Source organism: Aquidulcibacter sp. (genome assembly GCF_049239865.1).
Lineage (GTDB): Bacteria > Pseudomonadota > Alphaproteobacteria > Caulobacterales > Aquidulcibacteraceae > Aquidulcibacter.
Window position 1 is genome coordinate 1 of the sequence record NZ_JBMLTR010000192.1, and the last position, 1,147, is coordinate 1,147.

1 protein-coding gene is annotated in these 1,147 nt (G+C 56.4%); it reads right to left on the minus strand.

Annotated features, from left to right (window positions below; genetic code table 11):
• A partial coding sequence (locus ACOVRA_RS13810) for a B12-binding domain-containing protein (RefSeq protein WP_421720808.1) occupies positions 1 to 1,147 on the minus strand: 1,147 nt, incomplete at both ends.

The window sequence follows — 1,147 nt, forward strand, 5'->3', positions numbered from 1 at the left end:
TGCCGTGCAATTCCCAAGTGGCAAAGAAAGGCGTCCAGTCGATGACGGGCACCAAATCGGCCAGTGGATAATCGTCAAACACTTGGGTGCCGATAAAGCTCGGCTTGGGCGGCTGATAGTCGGAAAAGTCCAATTTAGCCGCATTGGCGCGTGCCGCAGCCAAAGTCGCACGCGGGCGCTTATCTTGGCCGGCAAAGTGGGCAAGACGGGCGCGCTCCTGATCTTCGCGTGTTTCTTGGATCAAATCCTGACGATCATCGCCCAACAGCTTTTGCACAACAGGAACCGCACGGCTGGCGTCGGTTACATAGAGCACAGGGCCCTTATAATTGGGCGCAATCTTGACGGCGGTATGGGTGCGCGAGGTGGTCGCTCCGCCGATCAACAAGGGCATGTCGCCAAAGCCCTGACGCTCCATCTCACTCGCAACCCAGCTCATTTCGTCCAAACTGGGGGTGATCAGGCCAGACAAGCCGATGATATCAACCTTATGCTCGCGTGCGGCTTCAAGGATCTTCTCGCAACTGACCATGACGCCAAGGTCAACGACGTCAAAGCCATTACATTGCAGCACGACGCCGACGATATTCTTGCCAATATCGTGCACATCGCCCTTCACGGTCGCCATAAGGACTTTACCTGCTGCCTGATCTTGCGTGCCAAGGCGCAACTTTTCTTCTTCCATGTAAGGCAGAAGATGGGCCACAGCTTGCTTCATCACGCGGGCGGACTTGACCACTTGCGGCAAGAACATTTTGCCCGAGCCAAACAGGTCGCCAACCACATTCATCCCGTCCATCAACGGGCCTTCGATCACGTGCAGCGGCCGTTCGGCTTCAAGACGGGCGGCTTCGGTATCTTCAACGATGAATTCGGTGATGCCGTGCACCAAGGAGTGCGCCAGACGCTCACGAACCGGTGCTTCGCGCCAAGTCATATCCTTGACGGCTGCCTTCTGACCTTCTTTGCCGCGATAGTTTTCGGCGGTCTCCAGCAAGCGCTCTGTCGAATCAGCGCGACGGTTCAAGATCACATCTTCGCACCGCTCGCGCAGTTCCAAATCGATGGAATCATAGACCGCCAATTGGCCAGCATTGACGATCCCCATATCCATGCCCGCTTTGATCGCGTGATAGAGGAAGACCGC